Origin of the sequence: Aeribacillus sp. FSL M8-0235, from assembly GCF_038000355.1 — a bacterium.
Lineage (GTDB): Bacteria > Bacillota > Bacilli > Bacillales > Aeribacillaceae > Aeribacillus > Aeribacillus composti.
This window is the reverse complement of record NZ_JBBOBW010000001.1, coordinates 799,128-815,324: the sequence shown is the minus strand read 5'-3', so window position 1 is coordinate 815,324 and position 16,197 is coordinate 799,128. Positions and strand designations below refer to the sequence as shown.

General features: G+C 39.9%; 15 protein-coding genes and 1 pseudogene. 7 read left to right on the top strand and 9 right to left on the bottom strand.

Features of this window, described 5'->3' with window-relative positions; genetic code table 11:
* Positions 1–21: 21 nt before the first annotated feature.
* Positions 22–381, bottom strand: a complete 360-nt coding sequence (locus NSQ71_RS03970) for a phage holin family protein (protein ID WP_063389178.1) — start codon at positions 379–381, stop codon at positions 22–24.
* A gap of 237 nt (positions 382–618) precedes the next feature.
* Between NSQ71_RS03970 and sda the strand changes: the two genes are divergently transcribed.
* Entirely contained in the window at positions 619–765 is a 147-nt protein-coding gene (gene sda / locus NSQ71_RS03965; protein WP_340732994.1) for a sporulation histidine kinase inhibitor Sda, read from the top strand.
* Between the two features lie 244 nt (positions 766–1,009).
* On the opposite strand, the gene NSQ71_RS03960 is transcribed toward sda, so the two are convergent.
* Genes NSQ71_RS03960 through NSQ71_RS03950 form a run of 3 tightly spaced genes read right to left on the bottom strand, consistent with a single transcriptional unit; the run spans position 1,010 to position 2,027 of the window.
* Positions 1,010–1,492: an amino acid ABC transporter permease gene (locus NSQ71_RS03960; RefSeq protein ID WP_340732992.1), complete on the bottom strand. Its 483-nt coding sequence runs from the start codon at positions 1,490–1,492 to the stop codon at positions 1,010–1,012.
* A gap of 30 nt (positions 1,493–1,522) precedes the next feature.
* Positions 1,523–1,735 carry an ABC transporter permease subunit gene (locus tag NSQ71_RS03955; RefSeq protein WP_340732991.1) on the bottom strand — a complete coding sequence of 71 codons (213 nt, stop codon included), beginning with the start codon at positions 1,733–1,735 and terminating at the stop codon, positions 1,523–1,525.
* A 52-nt stretch (positions 1,736–1,787) separates the two neighbouring features.
* A complete protein-coding gene (locus NSQ71_RS03950; protein WP_340732989.1) occupies positions 1,788–2,027 on the bottom strand; it encodes a hypothetical protein in 240 nt (79 codons plus the stop codon).
* 43 nt (positions 2,028–2,070) lie between these two features.
* Between NSQ71_RS03950 and NSQ71_RS03945 the strand changes: the two are divergent.
* A pseudogene (locus NSQ71_RS03945) lies at positions 2,071–2,478 on the top strand (acyl-CoA dehydrogenase family protein); the annotation flags it as partial.
* A gap of 491 nt (positions 2,479–2,969) precedes the next feature.
* On the opposite strand, the gene uvrA reads toward NSQ71_RS03945, so the two are convergent.
* The 5 genes from uvrA to NSQ71_RS03920 all read right to left on the bottom strand — a co-directional run bounded on the left by uvrA (position 2,970) and on the right by NSQ71_RS03920 (position 11,442).
* Positions 2,970–5,846: an excinuclease ABC subunit UvrA gene (gene uvrA / locus NSQ71_RS03940; protein ID WP_340732987.1), complete on the bottom strand. Its 2,877-nt coding sequence runs from the start codon at positions 5,844–5,846 to the stop codon at positions 2,970–2,972.
* A 6-nt stretch (positions 5,847–5,852) separates the two neighbouring features.
* Positions 5,853–7,835: an excinuclease ABC subunit UvrB gene (uvrB, locus tag NSQ71_RS03935; RefSeq protein WP_327862695.1), complete on the bottom strand. Its 1,983-nt coding sequence runs from the start codon at positions 7,833–7,835 to the stop codon at positions 5,853–5,855.
* A 125-nt stretch (positions 7,836–7,960) separates the two neighbouring features.
* Positions 7,961–8,191 carry a CsbA family protein gene (locus NSQ71_RS03930; RefSeq protein WP_340732983.1) on the bottom strand — a complete coding sequence of 77 codons (231 nt, stop codon included), beginning with the start codon at positions 8,189–8,191 and terminating at the stop codon, positions 7,961–7,963.
* Positions 8,192–8,328: 137 nt separating this feature from the next.
* Positions 8,329–9,216, bottom strand: a complete 888-nt coding sequence (locus NSQ71_RS03925; RefSeq protein ID WP_340732982.1) for an ROK family protein — start codon at positions 9,214–9,216, stop codon at positions 8,329–8,331.
* A gap of 147 nt (positions 9,217–9,363) precedes the next feature.
* Positions 9,364–11,442, bottom strand: coding sequence for a heavy metal translocating P-type ATPase (locus NSQ71_RS03920; RefSeq protein ID WP_340732980.1), 2,079 nt, complete (start codon positions 11,440–11,442; stop codon positions 9,364–9,366).
* 213 nt (positions 11,443–11,655) lie between these two features.
* Between NSQ71_RS03920 and NSQ71_RS03915 the strand changes: the two genes are divergently transcribed.
* The 5 genes from NSQ71_RS03915 to NSQ71_RS03895 all read left to right on the top strand — a co-directional run bounded on the left by NSQ71_RS03915 (position 11,656) and on the right by NSQ71_RS03895 (position 16,102).
* The gene (locus NSQ71_RS03915) at positions 11,656–11,976 is read left to right on the top strand and encodes a PadR family transcriptional regulator (RefSeq protein ID WP_063389188.1); all 321 of its coding nucleotides are present in this window, start codon (positions 11,656–11,658) and stop codon (positions 11,974–11,976) included.
* A gap of 1 nt (position 11,977) precedes the next feature.
* On the top strand, positions 11,978–13,150 hold the full coding sequence (locus tag NSQ71_RS03910) for a chromate transporter (RefSeq protein WP_340732978.1): 1,173 nt from the start codon (positions 11,978–11,980) through the stop codon (positions 13,148–13,150).
* A 661-nt stretch (positions 13,151–13,811) separates the two neighbouring features.
* Positions 13,812–14,120 carry an ArsR/SmtB family transcription factor gene (locus NSQ71_RS03905; protein ID WP_063389190.1) on the top strand — a complete coding sequence of 103 codons (309 nt, stop codon included), beginning with the start codon at positions 13,812–13,814 and terminating at the stop codon, positions 14,118–14,120.
* Between the two features lie 14 nt (positions 14,121–14,134).
* A complete protein-coding gene (locus NSQ71_RS03900; RefSeq protein WP_340732976.1) occupies positions 14,135–15,046 on the top strand; it encodes a cation diffusion facilitator family transporter in 912 nt (303 codons plus the stop codon).
* Between the two features lie 21 nt (positions 15,047–15,067).
* The gene (locus NSQ71_RS03895; RefSeq protein ID WP_340732974.1) at positions 15,068–16,102 is read left to right on the top strand and encodes a flavin-containing monooxygenase; all 1,035 of its coding nucleotides are present in this window, start codon (positions 15,068–15,070) and stop codon (positions 16,100–16,102) included.
* Positions 16,103–16,197 lie beyond the last annotated feature (95 nt).

Here is a 16,197-nt window from a genome sequence, read left to right as displayed (position 1 = left end):
TGAATGAAAAAATCTTTTTCATTAGTCTTTAAAACGGTTCATAAACACCAATTGAATGAGCAGATTCAAAAATGAAATGAAGATGGAGGCAAGGAGGGCAGTTCCAAAGCCATCAATATTAAAGGCATCTCCCATTATTGCCTGGGCAATCATCAACGTAACTGCATTGATAACAAATAAAAATGTTCCGAGAGTAAAAACCGTAATCGGCAATGTCAATAATATGAGAAACGGCTTCACAAAAACATTTAACACTGACAAAATCATACTGGCTACAATAGCCGCTCCAACTCCGCTTAAATAAAACGAATCAAAGAACCCAGCTACAACTATCAAAATCAGTGCATTTAATAAAATGCTTGTCAACCATCTAATAAACATCGAATTTCGTCCTTTTCACTTTCTATTTACAAATTATTATAACACTTTCTATGTGAAAGTATGAAACAGATTGACATTTTTTCACTATTTTGGTAACATTCTTTACACAAATGGGAAAGGAGTTGATAGGCTTTATATTTTCTGAATTTTCATATTTTGCTCGCCCTAGACGACTCGTCTTTCTGTCCTGACGTAAACGTTTGTTTATTTTAACAGAAAGGAGGGGCAGCAGTTCAAATGAACTCATTGTATCTTTTATCTGATTACCTGTTAATGAAAGCCTATTATGAAGCCATTCAAATTGAGGCTAGTGAAGAGTTTATCGTTTTATTAGAAGAAGAAATTGTTAGAAGAGGAATTGTCCTTTCCTCTCTCCTAACGTAAATGTACAATAAAATTAAACTCACGGAGAAAATTATACCATTTTTTCGTTATTTTGTAAAACGATTTTTTCTTGAATTGGAATGGATGTTTCATGATCGTTTATATAATTTTTTTCTGAAAGGGGTTGTTACATAAGCAGAAAACTGACTTATGGACAGCCCTACTTACGCGATTACAAAAAAAAAGGTTTCGCCCTTTCTTGAACGATGCCGGGGCGTTTTCTAAACTAAATACACATAATTTTTTATGCTGTTGTTTTAAGGTCCATTCGTTTTTCATAACGGCTCATTTTCTTTTCGAGTTTTGCAAATATGACTTCACACACCCAACAAATAATCCAGTAAATGATCGATGCGGCTAAATACATTTCTAAAAATTTATATCCATTATTTGCTATAATTCTTGTAATGGCTAAAATTTCTACTACTTTTACAGCAAAGGCTAAAGATGTTCCCTTGATCAATCCAATAAACGTATTGCCTAAATTCGGAAAAGCACCAACAAATGCTTGAGGCAGGACGATTCGATATAATCCTTGTGCAGTTGTCATGCCGACTGAGTACGCAGCTTCCATTTGTCCAGCGTTTACTGCATTGATCGATGCGCGGAATATTTCAGCCTCATAAGCAGCTGTATTGATTGTATAAGCAATTAATGCATAAATCAGTGTCGGAACGTTATCCGCATTTAAATTCCATCCGAAATGATGATTAAGAAAATCAAACAATACTGGGGCACCGTAGAAAAAAACATACAATTAAACAACTAATGGTGTTCCCCGAATAAAAGAAATATAGACGATGGACAATTGATTTAGTACAGGAACTTTATATATTCTGCAAAGAGCAATAAGCAACCCGAATACGAGACCAAGCACCATCGCAACAATGGCAATCGTTAGTGTCACTGGCACACCTTTTAACACTTCAGGAACTTGCTCTAAAGCAAATTTAAAATCAATAGTTGCCACGAGTTATAACGATTCTTAGCAAAAATTACTTAGATAAACTAACTCGACCTTTCTAGAACACTTTTTCAGCATAGCCAATAATACCTTCAATGAGGATACAAGTACTCCAATATACAAGAGAGATCACAACATAAATCTCAAACATTCCCATACCATGATTATTTCCTAATATAATTCGAACTTGCCCCATAATATCAATAATACCGATCGAAAAGGCAAGTGATGTATCTTTTAACAATTCAATAATGTTATTTCCTAAATTAGGCAATGAAATGACAAAAGCTTGAGGCAAAATAATTCTCCTTAAAGCTTGTGTATACGTCATGCCAACGCTGCAGGCGGCGCGTGATTATGCAGTGAAATTTGCGACAGAATATTCTCCAAATAGTATAAGCGGAACCATTAGCCAATTGCCAAATGTACAAAATTTAATCGGTCAGATTGACTTAGAATTAATGAAAGCAAGACATTTCTTGTATAGCGTAGCGGAAATTTACGATGATGAAGCACGCCGTCCATACATTACAAACGAGCTTAGTGTTGCGAAGCATATTGTGACGAACTCAGCCATCAACATTGTCGATAAAGCGATGAGTTTAGTTGGAGCAAAAAGTCTTCAACTGTCAAATCCGCTGCAGCGATATTATCGTGATGTGAGAGCAGGGCTTCACAATCCGCCAATGGATGATATGACGATTTCTAAATTGGTTCAAACAGCCATTCAAGAAATAGAGAATAAATAATTTGAATTTTTTATCGTGCTTTCTTTTCACATAGGCTGATTTTAAAAAAGCTGATCCAAAACCGTCAAATATGGTTTTTTGGGTCAGCTTTTTTATGAATGAGCAATGCATCAAAAAATTTCAATTACATTCGAAATTGGGAACATCGTAAGCACAATAACTAGTATATATTCTCAAGACACTAGAGATTTATAGAGACGAACATGGAACTTTAAAATGTATGAATCTGTACATGAATGAAAAGTTGAGCATCAGAAAACCTGTTTATGAAAAAAGAGCCCTTTGTCACACAAAAGGGCTCAACTCTGTTTTATGCGAAAAGGGGAAAGTATGTTCATATATCAAAGAAAATCAGTATTTCCTCGATTTTTCGCTGAAAGGGCTAGTAAAAATCTACAACTCATCTCCTGAAAACCGACGGAATAAAACCATCCGTTTCAGGAATTTCAGGAACATTCTTCGTCATTTAAAAGAGACTGGCAACAGCCTATTTAACTGTTTGCCGCTGCCTCTTTTTTCAAAATTAAATTTTTCATTCTCTTCCGATCCCGATCCAAAATCGGTTTTAAATATTTTCCTGTATAAGACTGTTTCGCTTCTGCCACTTCTTCAGGGGTGCCCGTTGCAATGATTGTTCCTCCGCCGTCCCCGCCTTCCGGTCCAAGGTCGATGATATAGTCAGCGGACTTAATCACATCTAAGTTATGTTCGATCACAAGAACCGTATCTCCGTTTTCAACAAGCCGATGCAAAACCTTCAAGAGCCTAGCAATATCGTCAACATGCAGCCCTGTTGTCGGTTCATCTAAAATATACAGCGATCTTCCAGTAGATCTGCGATGCAGCTCTGAAGCAAGCTTTATCCGTTGTGCTTCCCCTCCGGACATTGTCGTTGCCGGCTGGCCGAGTTTCATATAGCCAAGTCCCACATCGTAAATGGTTTGCAGCTTCCGTTTGATTTTTGGAATATTTTCAAAGAACTGAAGCGCGTCTTCCACAGTCATTTCTAAAATATCCGCAATATTTTTCCCTTTATACGTGACTTCAAGAGTTTCCCGATTATATCTTTTTCCGTGGCATACTTCACAAGGAACATATACATCAGGAAGAAAATGCATTTCAATTTTGATGATTCCATCGCCTCGGCATGCTTCACAGCGGCCGCCCTTCACATTAAAACTGAAGCGTCCTTTTTTATAGCCTCTTACTTTCGCTTCATTCGTTGCTGCAAACACATCGCGAATATCGTCAAATACGCCGGTATACGTAGCTGGATTTGAACGCGGCGTTCTTCCAATCGGGGATTGGTCAATGCTGATGACCTTATCGAGATGTTCAATCCCTTTCATTCCTTTATAGGCACCGGGTTTTGTTTTACTATTATTCAGCTTTTGCGCCAAGCCTTTTTGCAATATTTCATTGACTAGCGTGCTTTTCCCTGAACCAGATACACCTGTAACAGCCAAAAATACTCCTAAAGGAAATTTGACATTTACATTTTTTAAATTGTTCTCGCTAGCGCCTTTTATTTCAATATATCGGCCGTCTGGTTTTCTCCTTTCGACCGGCAATGGAATGAACTTTTTCCCTGATAAATATTGACCGGTAAGCGAACGATCATCATTCATCACTTCTTTTGGTGTACCGGCAGCTACAACTTGACCGCCGTGCACGCCAGCTCCCGGCCCAATATCGATCAAATAATCAGCTGCAAGCATCGTATCCTCATCATGTTCGACTACAATCAACGTGTTGCCGATATCCCGCATATTTTGGAGCGCGCGGATCAGCCTGTCATTATCCCGCTGATGCAGACCGATAGACGGTTCATCCAATATATACAGAACTCCTGTCAGTCTTGATCCGATTTGTGTTGCAAGACGGATTCTTTGCGCTTCTCCTCCAGAGAGCGTACCGGCTGATCTGCTTAATGTTAAATAATCAAGACCTACCTCAATTAAAAAATTCAGCCGTTCTTTTATTTCTCTTAAAATCAAATTGGCAATTTTCATTTCTTTTTCTGTCAATGCCAATTGGTCAAAAAACTGATAGGCTTCACGAATAGATAATTGAGTGACTTGTCCGATATGGCGTCCGTTAATAAGAACAGCCAGACTTTCCTTTTTCAGTCGATGCCCTTTGCATGTCGGGCACGGCTGATTCGTCATATATTTTTCCATTTGTTCGCGTATGAAATCAGATGTCGTTTCTTTATAGCGCCGTTCTATATTGCGGACCACACCTTCAAATTCTACATAGCCTTCCCGGATTTGCCCGAAATCGTTCTCATAGCGAAAATAAATTTTTTCCCCGCCGCTTCCAAATAAAATTTTATCGAGCAGATGTTTCGGTATATCTTTAACCGGAATGTCCATATCAATACCGTAATGGTTGCAAACCGCTTGAAGAAGCTGCGGATAATATTGAGAGCTTGTCGGCTCCCACGGTGCAATTGCGTGTTCCTTTAATGTCAAGTTTTTATTTGGAATAACGAGATCCAAATCCACCTCTAGTTTTGAACCTAAGCCGTCACAAGCAGGACAAGCTCCGTACGGGCTGTTAAAGGAAAACATCCGCGGTTCAAGCTCTCCAATCGAAAAACCGCAAATTGGACAGGCATGATGTTCGCTGAAAAGAAGCTCTTCGCCATCGATGATGTCAATAATGACTTTTCCATCACCTAGTTTTAAAGCTGTTTCAATGGAATCGGTCAACCGGCTTATAATCCCCTCTTTCACGATCAGCCTATCCACCACAACATCAATTGAATGTTTTTTATTTTTTTCAAGAGAAATATCGTCGGTAAGCTCCATCATTTCCCCGTCAATCCGTACGCGGACAAATCCTTGCTTTTTTATTTCCTCCAATGTTTTCACATGCATTCCTTTTTTTCCAGACACAACAGGCGCAAGAACCTGAAGTCTTGTCCGCTCCGGATATTCCATAATCCGGTCAACCATCTGTTCGATTGTTTGCGAAGAAATTTCTATCCCATGCACTGGACATGTCGGCCGCCCGACACGGGCAAAAAGAAGCCGTAGGTAGTCATAAATTTCTGTCACCGTTCCGACCGTTGAACGCGGATTTCGGCTTGTTGTTTTTTGATCAATCGAAATGGCCGGCGATAAGCCTTCGATCGCATCGACATCAGGTTTATCCATTTGTCCTAAAAATTGGCGGGCATAGGCAGATAAAGACTCCACATAACGCCGCTGTCCCTCTGCATAAATCGTATCAAAAGCTAAAGAAGATTTTCCAGATCCCGATAAACCTGTTACAACGACAAGCTTGTCTCTTGGAATCGTGACATCAATGTTTTTTAAATTATGAGCGCGTGCACCTTTTACAACAATTTTATCTGTTGCCATATCCAATCATCCTTCCGCTTTCAGCTCCAAAATTAGATCGCGCAATTCAGCAGCTCTTTCGAAATCTAATGCTTTTGCAGCTTCTTTCATTTCTTTTTCCATACGGGCTATCAGTTGTTCTCGATCTTTTTTAGACATTTTGTTCAGCTTCACAGCCTTTTCCGTTTTATATTCTGCTTCATCTTCCGCTGCATATGTCGCCCGGATTACATCGCGAATATCTTTTTGAATCGTTTTTGGCGTAATGCCGTGTAGACGGTTATATTCCTCTTGAATCGCACGACGCCGTTTTGTTTCGTTTATGGCGATTTCCATCGATTTTGTGATTGTATCAGCGTACATAATGACATGCCCGTTTGCGTTCCGAGCCGCCCGTCCGATTGTTTGAATAAGAGAACGTTCCGAACGGAGAAATCCTTCTTTATCTGCATCCAAAATTGCAACGAGAGATACTTCCGGAATATCAAGCCCTTCCCTGAGCAAATTGATCCCGACCAGCACTTCGTGTTTGCCAAGCCGCAGGTCACGGATAATTTCAATGCGCTCGAGCGTTTTAATTTCAGAATGGAGATATGTCACCTTAATCCCGATTTCCCGCAAATAATCCGTTAAATCTTCCGCCATTTTTTTCGTTAGTGTGGTCACAAGCACCCGCTCATTCCGTTTGACCCGCTTTTGAATTTCGCCGATTAAATCGTCTATTTGCCCCTCAACCGGACGGACGTCAATGGTTGGGTCCAAAAGTCCAGTCGGGCGGATAATCTGTTCGACAACAACTGGCGTATGCTCCAGTTCATACGGCCCAGGGGTGGCAGAAACATAAATGACATGTTTCATATGCTTTTCAAATTCCTCAAATTTTAACGGACGGTTGTCGAGTGCTGAAGGCAAACGGAATCCATGATCGACAAGCACTTGTTTTCTGGCTTGGTCGCCGTTATACATTCCGCGGATTTGCGGAATCGTCACATGAGACTCGTCAATGACGATCAAAAAATCATCTCCAAAATAATCTAAAAGCGTATAAGGAGTCGATCCGGGCGGTCTTAATGTAAGATGACGGGAGTAGTTTTCAATTCCGGAGCAAAAGCCCATCTCCCGCATCATTTCTAAATCGTATCTTGTCCGTTGCTCGAGCCGCTGTGCTTCCAATAGCTTTCCATTCTCCCGCAGTTCATGCAGCCGTTCCTCAAGCTCCTTTTCAATATTAGCAATGGCAATTTTCATTTTTTCTTCTCTTGTCACAAAGTGTGATGCCGGGAAAATCGCTACATGCTCCCGCTCTCCAATAATTTCGCCTGTCAGCGCATCAACTTCACGGATGCGGTCGATTTCATCTCCGAAAAATTCCACGCGGATACAATGTTCATCGCGCGAAGCAGGGAAAATTTCCACTACATCCCCGCGCACGCGAAAAGTTCCCCTGCGAAAATCTACATCATTTCTTTCATACTGCACATCCACTAAACGGCGCAGCAAGTCATTGCGCTCGATTTCCATTCCTGTGCGAAGACTTACGACAAGCTCACGATATTCTTCTGGCGAACCTAAACCATATATGCAAGAAACGCTTGCGATAATAATAACATCTTTCCGTTCAAACAATGCAGAGGTGGCCGAATGTCTTAATTTATCAATTTCGTCGTTGATGCTCGCATCTTTTTCAATATACGTATCTGTTTGCGGAACATACGCTTCCGGCTGATAATAGTCATAATAGCTGACAAAATATTCAACTGCATTGTTTGGAAAAAATTCTTTAAACTCGCTATACAGCTGTCCGGCAAGCGTCTTATTATGGGCAATGACAAGCGTCGGTTTGTTTACTTCTTTAATCACATTGGATATCGTAAACGTTTTGCCAGTTCCTGTTGCACCTAACAACGTCTGATGTTTTTTTCCTTGCCTGATTCCTTCCACCAGCTCTTTGATTGCTTTCGGCTGATCTCCTTGAGGCTGGTAATCTGAAACTAATTCAAACCGATCCATGGAACATCCTCCAATTCAGAAACTTATATTTTATTTTAACATATAATCAGGCTGAATCACCAAAAATACGAACTGACGTTTGATTTTCATAGACAATAAAAACCTGTCAATCGTGTTGAACAGGTTTAAGTAGATGTTTTCTTATCTTTTTTCATGCTTCTGGCAGCGATAAAACCAGCCGCTAAGCTGGCTACATCCAAAATGGCGATATAAATAGTATCCATATGACCTGCAAAATAAGAGGCAATTAATAAACCAGCCGTCAACAATGTCCCAACGACATGACTATATGTAACTCTTGTGAAAAACAAGACAAGCAAAAAAGGGGCGAAAGCGGCAAACACGAACTTGATCATAAAAAAACCTCTTTTCATCAACGGTTAAACGGTTATACCTTTATTATATGGAAGCCGTTCAAAAGCTTTCAAGCAAAACCACATACCGATGCTTTTTGAACAATAATGGCAATCAATGTTCTTTCACTATGAATGCTTTATTTTTGATGATGCTCCAAAAAAGCTTCATATGCTAAACCAATCGCCCCGCAAAGTCCCGCATTATCCCCTAATCCGGGCGGAACAATATAATCTGCAATGTTTTCTAGCACCACTTCATGGCGAACATAACCGTTTAATAAAGCTTGAACATTTTGATGTATAAGGGGGAACAATTGCTTTTGTTTGGCGACTCCGCCGCCAATTATTATTTTTTTAGGCGATAAAACGAGTATAAGGTTGGCAATTCCTTGTGCAATATAGTACGCTTCCAAATCCCATACTTTCTCATTTTTTTCTAATTCTTGCCCCTTTTTTCCCCAGCGTTTTTCTATAGCAGGACCGGATGCCATTCCTTCCAAACAATCTTTGTGATACGGACAATTGCCGGCAAACGAATCTTCAGGATGGCGCCGAACAAGCATATGCCCCATTTCCGGATGGATTAGCCCGTGTACTAGATGTCCTTCAGAGATGGCACCGACTCCGATCCCGGTACCGATCGTCATATAAATGCAGCTATTCAGACCTTTCGCAGCCCCCCATTTCATTTCCCCCAGCGCTGCTGCATTGACGTCGGTATCAAAGCCAATTGGAATAGGGAATTCTTTTTTTATCGCTCCGACAAGATTTATATTCGCCCACTGTAGCTTCGGAGTAGATGTTATGTATCCGAATGTTTCGCTTGTGCGATCTAAATCAATCGGACCGAATGAGCCAATTCCAAGCGCTTTAATATCTTTATCCCGAAAAAATTTGACCACTTGTTCAAGCACTTCATCAGGCGTTGTCGTCGGAAAAGAAGTCCGCTCGATGATATTTCCGTTTTCATCTCCAATTCCACAGACAAATTTTGTTCCGCCCGCTTCAATTGCACCTAAAAGCATGCACAATTCCTCCCATGATTTTGTCCAAAATGTTATGTCCAATTTTTCATTAGCGGCAGGTTGTCAAATTAATAAGATTATAATAAATGTCATATGTTTATGGAAGAGAAATATTAAAAAAATGCAAGAAAAAAAGGCGATCAGCCATTAGCTGAAAGCCTCATTTAGAAGTTTTTTATTTCGTTCCCATAAAATCGTTAAACTAATGAGGGTCACTAAAACAGTCGCCCCCATATCAGACAGAATGGCTATCCAAAGCGTAAGCCAGCCTGGAATCGTCAGCAGCAGTGCAGCGGCTTTTAAACCTAGAGCAATCCCGATGTTTAACTTGATGATTCTGTTCACTTTTTTGGCGGTTGAAATAGCTTCAGGCAGCTTCCCTAAATGATCTTGCATTAAAACGATATCAGCCGTTTCAATTGCGCTGTCTGTTCCTTTTCCCATTGCAATGCCTAAATCAGCAGCTGCGAGCGCAGGCGCATCATTGATACCATCTCCGATCATTGCCGTTTTTCCTGAGAGAGACAGCTCTTTTACCTTTTCCACCTTTTCTTCCGGCAGAAGGTTTGCAAAATATTCGCTTAAACCAACCTTTTTCGCCACTTTTTCAGCAGTTTTTTCGTGGTCTCCTGTCAACATGACAGTCCTCTTCACACCTGTTCGGTGAAGCATGCGGATCACCTGGCTGCTTTCCTGTCGAATTTCATCCGCTATACCGACCATACCGAGAACGTTTTTGTCATCTGAAACCAAAACGATTGTTAGTCCTTCCTGTTTAAAGGCCTTTATATCTTCCTTTACATTTTCGCTGAGCGAAAGATGTTGAATCGTTTTTTCATTGCCGACACGGTATTCCTTCCCGTCTATCTCCGCTTTTATTCCCTCACCTGATGTTGCAACAACGGAGCGAGCCTCCAAAAGGGAAACGTTTAACTCATCTATTTTTTTCATAATGGCTTTAGCGATCGGATGAGTAGAGGATTTTTCAATTGATCCGATGATGCTCCAAAAAGAAGGATCATATTCTACAAACTTCTCTACATAAGGCTCCCCTTTTGTCAGTGTTCCTGTTTTATCAAAAGCTATTATTCCAATTTTCCCTAATTGCTCTAAATAAACCCCGCCTTTTACAAGAATGCCTTTGCGTGCATTTCTCGTGATTCCTGAAACGATAGCAATGGGAGAGGATAAAACTAATGCACATGGACAGCCTACAATTAACACTGCCAATCCTTGATATAAAGATGTTCTCCAATCAACTCCTAAGAAAAGCGGCGGAATAAAAATAACGACAAGAGAGATAAGCATGATCAAAGGAGTATAATATTTCGCAAACTTATTAATGAATTGCTCAGTCGGCGTTTTTGTTTCCTGCGCTTCTTCAACTAAATGCAAAATTTTCGCTAGAGACGATTCTTCATAAGGCTTTGTTATCCGAACTTTCAAAATTCCTTCATTATTAATGCTTCCGCCAAACACTTCATCTTTTGCTTCCTTTTCAACAGGGAGAGATTCTCCAGTAATGGCCGCTTCATTAACTGAGCTTTTCCCTTCCACCACTATCCCATCCGATGGAATTTTTTCACCGGCTTTGACAAGAACAATATCCCCTGCCTTGATGTCATGAATGGAAACTTTCTTTTCCTGGCCATTTATAACAATCGTAGCTTCATTCGGCGCAACTTCTAAAAGCGATTCGATAGAACGACGGGCCTTTTCCATTCCCAAGCCCTCTAAATATTCGTTCACTCCAAATAAAATGGCAACAACAGCACCTTCCTTCCACTCTCCAATGCCAAAAGCCCCAATCAAAGCAATTGTCATAAGGGTGTCAATGTTAAATTTCAATCGAACGAGGTTTTTGGCCCCTTTCAAAAATGTTTTATATCCGCTGATCACCGTAGCAATTATATACATTGTAACAGAGGCGGATGGTGATAATGTTTTTTCGAACACAACAGCAGCTATAAAAGCTAAAACCGAGAGCAAAACGAGCCACAATAAATAAGAATGTGTATCTTTATGTTTATTTTCTTCCTCAATATAGGCCCCATCCGATGCTAAAATTTTTTTGACTTTAGCAATATTAATTTCTTCATTGACATACAGTTTGCTAGATTGAAAATTTAATTTTGCATTTTCCCCATATTCAAGCTTTTGGATTTCTTCTTCCAGATTCTTTGCGCAATTTGCACAAGACAATCCCTTTACCCGATACTGAATCATTCTCTAATCCTCCAATGAAATAGAGTACACATTGCAGTATACAGTATATGTGTTTATATGAATAAGTGTTCATATTTTATATGTCCATTTTATGAAAAGGCAATTCAATTGTCAAATATTTTCGTAAATATAATTTTGACATGTACATATGAATAACCTTACAATATTAATGTTATCGAAATTCGATATCGATTCTCAAAATGGGGGGTAAAAATGGAAGATAAAGTGTTGCGCAAGCTTTTTCTCGGTTTTATACATATTCATATTTTACATCATGCAAGCGAACATCCTATATTCGGCTTGTGGATGCTTGAGGAACTGAAAAGTCATGGCTACAACATAAGTGCAGGGACTCTTTATCCGATTCTCCACGCAATGGAAAAGGACGGACTGTTAGAAAAAACAGAACAAAATGTAGAAGGAAAAATACGAAAATATTATACAACTACACAGAAAGGGAAAGCCGTTCTGAAAGAAGCCCGGACGAAAGCGTACGAGCTTTTTAAAGAAATCCATAATGAAGGTGGAGGATAACATGAAGGAATCAAAATGGAAAACGCTGTTCGAGATATTTGCCATTTCCACAAAGCTTGGATTGACCTCATTTGGGGGACCAATCGCCCATTTAGGATATTTTCATGAAGAATATATTCGGAGAAGAAAATGGTTGGATGAAAAGAGCTATGCAGATTTGGTTGCTTTATGCCATTTTTTACCCGGACCTGCCAGCAGCCAAGCCGGGATCGGCATCGGTCTCATGCGGGGAGGAATATTAGGCGGACTTTGCGCCTTTATCGGCTTTACGTTTCCATCTGCAATCGCACTGATGATCTTTGCTCTTATTCTTAAAGAGTTACATATTGTTGATGCCGGCTGGATTCACGGCTTAAAGATTGTTGCTGCTGTTGTAGTCGCCCATGCTGTTATTGGAATGGCACAAAAACTTACCCCTGACCGAGGGAGAAAAGCCATCGCATTAGGCGCGCTAGTCGTTACTTTATTATGGCAACATGCTTTTTCCCAAGTTGTCGTCATGTTGCTAGCGGCTTTTATTGGATTTTTATTATATAAAAAAGTAGAAGAAGATACCCAGACTTCGTTGCAGGTGCCGATTTCAACACGATTTGCCGCAAGCTGTTTATTGTTATTTTTCGGGCTTCTCCTTTTCCTTCCTTTATTAAAAGTGTGGACTTCTTCTTACTGGATCGGCTTGTTCGACAGCTTTTACCGCTCTGGATCTCTCGTATTTGGGGGCGGACATGTGGTGCTCCCGCTGCTTGAACAGGAATTTGTTCCAACAGGAATGTTAACAGAAAAAGAATTTTTGGCTGGTTACGGAGCAGCACAGACAGTTCCTGGTCCTTTGTTTACATTTGCTTCTTATATTGGAGCGGTCATGAATGGATGGGCTGGGGGATTCGTTGCAACTTGCGCCATCTTTCTTCCGGCAATTCTGCTCATTTTTGGTACATTACCGTTTTGGGGAAAGCTTCGAAGCAATTCAAAGATTAATGGTGCGTTAATGGGCATACAAGCTGCTGTCGTCGGAATTTTAATTGCCGCTTTTTATGATCCGATCTGGATAAGCTCCATTAATCGTCCGATTGATTTTGCTTTTGCTGCAATTTTATTCAGTATGCTCGCTTATTGGAAGATAGCTCCATGGATCATCGTCTTAACGGGCGCCATTGGCGGCTTGTTCTTGTAAAATTAGATCTGCTGACACAAAGATCCTTCAGGTTTCACTTGATATGATCCCTCTTATGTAGACCTGTCTACCATAAGAGGGATTCCTTTACGGCTAAACCGGACAAAGTATGCCCTTTTCCGACATTTTTTGATCTGGCAGAAGCTGCTATTCATGCCCGGCTTCACCTGTTCCTGTATGAAGGCTAGCCGACAGCGTGAATTAACCAAGTTAACGTTTAGGCAAGGCTGTTCAAGAACGAGAGGTTATCTTCTGCTAGTCAATAATTAAAATAAACATATTGAAATGCTCAATTTCCATGCTTGGCAGCTTCTCAAAAAGATAACTGAATCGACTTCTCAATGATTGCTCGCAAGTACCCTGAAATGTCCTTATACGATCAATTTAGAAATTCTCTCCAGCTGCAATCTACTTTGAAGCAATCATCTTTTAAAAACTGCTTCATTTATCTCATTGCTATTGTCACTTTTAACGAGCTCTTAGATTTCTTAAGCCCACTGAAAATGCCTCAGAACTAGTTGACCGTATTTCCAATCTGAAAGGTTCCCTCCTCATTATGTACTGTTAAACAGATTTCCTAAACTTGACAAAATACAGAATGCAAAATACAATAAAATATGAACATATGCTCATATATAATAAAAGAACGAGGGAATTATGAATGAAGACGGAAGATCATTCTTTCTTAAAACCTGAAACAATTGAACATATATCGCAAATATTTAAGGTGTTAGCCGACCCTACTCGAATTAAAATTCTTTATTTGTTATCACAAGAAGAGTGCAGCGTAAATCATATTGCCGAAGTGTTGGAAATGTCTCAATCAGCAGTTTCCCATCAGCTTAGTATATTGCGAAATCTTAGACTTATTAAGTATCGCCGTGAAGGAAAAACACTGATTTACTCCTGTAATGACGAACACGTTTTTTCATTATTAAAACAAGCCATTGATCATTCTGAACATCAGTAAGGAGGCATTTGGCCATGAACAGCCATCACCACTCTCACGACCATCACGACTTTAACAGGGAAAACAATAAAAAAGGACTTATAATTGCATTGCTCATTACTGTTGGAATTTTGCTGTTAGAGTTTTTCGGGGGGTTAATTACAAACAGTCTGGCCCTTCTTTCTGACTCTGGACATATGCTTAGTGACGCCAGTTCGCTTGCTCTTAGCCTAATTGCTATATGGTTTGCGGCCAAACCAGCCTCCCCAAATAAAACGTATGGCTTTTATCGTTTTGAAATTTTAGCCGCTTTGTTTAATGGAGTTACCTTATTTGTTATCGCTGGATTTATCATTTGGGAAGCTGTTCAGCGTTTTTTCAATCCGCCGACTGTAGCAAGCGGCTCGATGATGTTGATTGCGTCTATTGGCCTTATTGCTAATCTTTTAAGTGCCTGGGTGTTAATGAGAAAAGGTGATGTGAAACATAATGTCAATGTTCGCAGCGCTTATCTTCACGTTATCGGCGATGCTTTAGGCTCTGTCGGAGCCATTGCTGCCGGATTCATCATGTGGCTCTTTGGCTGGTATATAGCAGACCCTATTATTTCCATTTTAGTTGCTTTATTAATATTAAAAGGCGCTTGGGGAGTTTTGAAGCATAGCATACACATTTTGATGGAAGGAACGCCCGTTACCATTGATCAAAATGAAGTGAAGAAAGCCTTAAAAAGTATTGAAGGTGTGAAGGATGTTCACGACCTGCATATTTGGACGATTACATCAGGTTTAGATTCACTAAGCTGCCATATTTTAATTGAAGATCATCATGACAGTCAAAAAGTGTTACAAGCTGCCATTCACATGATTGAAGAAAAATTTAAGATTTTGCATACAACCATTCAAATTGAAACCTCTCAAATCCATCATGGAAAAATGAAAGTCTAGCTTTTTTCGGAGTTGATTGAAATGCGACAAAATGTTGATGTTCTTGTAATCGGTGCTGGCCAAGCAGGATTAGCGATGGGGTATTATCTAAAGCAACACGATATATTATTTGCCATTGTCGGCAAGGAAAATCGAATCGGAGATGTTTGGAGAAATCGTTACGTTTTTACCCCTCGATCGTTTAGCTCCTTGCCAGGAATGGTCTTAAAGGGTGACCCGAACGGATATCCAACTAAGGATGAAATAGCCGATTATTTAGAGGATTATGCTCAAAAATTCGAATTGCCTATTCATCTGAATACAGAAGTCATTTCTCTTCAAAAAGAAAATGAGATTTTTAAAGTGACAACCAACCATAGGAGATATATGGCAAATAAAGTGGTTATAGCAACAGGGCCTTTTCAAAAGCCTTATCTTCCACCATTTGCCGAAAGCTTATACGATCAAGTGTATCAAGTGCATACATCCGGCTATTTGAATCCATCTCAATTGCAAGATGGCTCTGTTTTAGTAGTCGGTGCAGGAAATTCTGGAGCGCAAATTGCAGTTGAATTGTCCGAAGACAGAGAAGTTTATTTATCAGTAGGTCATAAAATGAGATTTCTCCCCCTTGAAATTATGGGGAAAAGTATTTTCTGGTGGTTTCAAAAAATAGGTTTATTAGACGTCCATATCAACAGCCCGTTAGGCAGGTTGATCAGTAAACAAAGCGATCCTATTTTCGGTAAAGAGCTGAAACATTTACTACAAGAAGGCAAAATAAAAATGAAGCCTAAAACAGAGAGTGTTTCAGGAGATGTTATCTCTTTTGCAGATAACAGTCAAATTCAAGTTCAAAATGTCATTTGGGCAACCGGATTTTATTTTGATTACAGCTGGATACAAATTCCTAATGTTTTAGATCATAGAGGAAAGCCCGTTCACCAACGAGGGGTTACTCCTGTGAAAGGATTGTACTTCTTAGGATTGCCTTGGCAATATCGGAGAGGCTCCGCTCTTATCGGAGGGGTGGGCGCCGATGCAGAGTACTTGATAAATGATATTTTAAACCATTGAAGGTGCTTGCAATGTTTAGCTAGAGTTTTTCTAGCCGCGGCTATTTTCATGATTAGACATATTTACTGAAAGGCTTCAAATATCATTGAACAATG

Bases quoted from the DNA above. Each gene is read 5' to 3' on its own strand.
- NSQ71_RS03970 (WP_063389178.1), bottom strand. From the start codon at position 381: ATGTTTATTAGATGGTTGACAAGCATTTTATTAAATGCACTGATTTTG.
- sda (WP_340732994.1), top strand. From the start codon at position 619: ATGAACTCATTGTATCTTTTATCTGATTACCTGTTAATGAAAGCCTAT.
- uvrA (WP_340732987.1), bottom strand. From the start codon at position 5,846: ATGGCAACAGATAAAATTGTTGTAAAAGGTGCACGCGCTCATAATTTA.
- uvrB (WP_327862695.1), bottom strand. From the start codon at position 7,835: ATGGATCGGTTTGAATTAGTTTCAGATTACCAGCCTCAAGGAGATCAG.
- NSQ71_RS03930 (WP_340732983.1), bottom strand. From the start codon at position 8,191: ATGATCAAGTTCGTGTTTGCCGCTTTCGCCCCTTTTTTGCTTGTCTTG.
- NSQ71_RS03925 (WP_340732982.1), bottom strand. From the start codon at position 9,216: ATGCTTTTAGGTGCAATTGAAGCGGGCGGAACAAAATTTGTCTGTGGA.
- NSQ71_RS03920 (WP_340732980.1), bottom strand. From the start codon at position 11,442: ATGATTCAGTATCGGGTAAAGGGATTGTCTTGTGCAAATTGCGCAAAG.
- NSQ71_RS03915 (WP_063389188.1), top strand. From the start codon at position 11,656: ATGGAAGATAAAGTGTTGCGCAAGCTTTTTCTCGGTTTTATACATATT.
- NSQ71_RS03910 (WP_340732978.1), top strand. From the start codon at position 11,978: ATGAAGGAATCAAAATGGAAAACGCTGTTCGAGATATTTGCCATTTCC.
- NSQ71_RS03905 (WP_063389190.1), top strand. From the start codon at position 13,812: ATGAAGACGGAAGATCATTCTTTCTTAAAACCTGAAACAATTGAACAT.
- NSQ71_RS03900 (WP_340732976.1), top strand. From the start codon at position 14,135: ATGAACAGCCATCACCACTCTCACGACCATCACGACTTTAACAGGGAA.
- NSQ71_RS03895 (WP_340732974.1), top strand. From the start codon at position 15,068: ATGCGACAAAATGTTGATGTTCTTGTAATCGGTGCTGGCCAAGCAGGA.